This window comes from Homoserinimonas sp. OAct 916, assembly GCF_003260275.1.
In the GTDB taxonomy this organism is placed as follows: Bacteria; Actinomycetota; Actinomycetes; order Actinomycetales; family Microbacteriaceae; genus OACT-916.
Map to the genome: position 1 here is coordinate 1 of NZ_QJHB01000036.1, position 1,228 is coordinate 1,228.

Annotated in this window: 1 protein-coding gene; it reads right to left on the reverse strand. The window is 55.9% G+C overall.

What is annotated here, in order from left to right; genetic code table 11:
• Window positions 1–214: 214 nt before the first annotated feature.
• Window positions 215–1,147, reverse strand: a complete 933-nt coding sequence (locus DL891_RS16550; protein ID WP_157962590.1) for an alpha/beta fold hydrolase — start codon at window positions 1,145–1,147, stop codon at window positions 215–217.
• Window positions 1,148–1,228 lie beyond the last annotated feature (81 nt).

The window sequence follows — 1,228 nt, forward strand, 5'->3', positions numbered from 1 at the left end:
GAGCGCGCAGAACTTGAATTCATCAGTCACCTCATAGTCGTTCAGCGGTGGGGGTCCTGCCGAATCGCGCTTCGGGCAACCTTGACACTAAGCCTACTTGTTCTCCACAATTGAGGGCTTAGTTGCAGTCTGAAGCCACTTGCTTCCAGGAGGGATCCGATCCGGTGGCCATCTTGATTCGGTCCGGATGGATGGTCTCCGATACTCGCATTTCTCAGTCGAGAAAACTTTTGATGGCATCACCGATCTCCCGCGAATGCGTCCAGTGCTGGTAATGGCCTCCATCGAGTACAACGACTTCGGAGCGGTCAACCGACTCGAGTTGCTTCTCGTGTGCAGGCAGCCATTGCGGGTTAGCGTCGATGAGTTGTTGCGACACGAACGCCAGTACAGGAAGCTTGGTGGGGAAACTTAAACCTTTTACTGCAGAGAAATTCTCTGCAGACCTATTATTTTCATCGATCATTGACGGGTTTGCGTAGTTCCAGATCGTCATCAACCGGATTTGTTCGAGTTCTCGCGTTGAGTAAACACCGGCCGGTGCTGACGGGGCCGTAATGCCCGGGTTGAGTTCGATCATCCATCGCACCCAGCCGATCGCGGCAAGGAAACGGTCTAGTCCGCCGTTGATGGCGGACGCTACAGCGAACTCTTCCGGCACCGTTCCATCAAGTGTGACGACGGCTGAGACTTCGCCGGGAAAGCGATTGACATAGTCCAGACTGTAGATTGCCGCGAGTGAGTGCGCGAGAAGAATGTAGGAATTGGCCCCCAGGTCGGCAAGGGCCTGGTGGAGCTCGATCGAAATGTTCTTCACGGTGCGATCCGTGACATCCAGATCGCTGAATCCATAGCCGAACCGTTCGACCACGATCACCCTGAAGGTGTTGTCGAGCTCGCGGACGAGCGGTGCGAAATCCAGCACAGGTGTAGCAGTGCCGTACCCGCTGAGTAACACCACCGTCTGTTTGCCCTCCCCCGTCACCGATACGTTGAGGTGCCCGGCCTCGATGCTGACTCGCTCTCCATACGGCTTAATGGTCGCCTTCTCGAATGCATCGAAGGCGAGATTGCTCGCGGTGGAGACGAAAAGCAGCGCCACCACAACGAGCCCCACGGCACCAAGAATCCGCGGGAGCTTCTTCACCGTGGGTCCGCCGATTCACGCAAGTTTAAGTCATTCTTGAACACGGCGGCCTATCTGCTCCGTGCAGGCAATGTGAAAGAT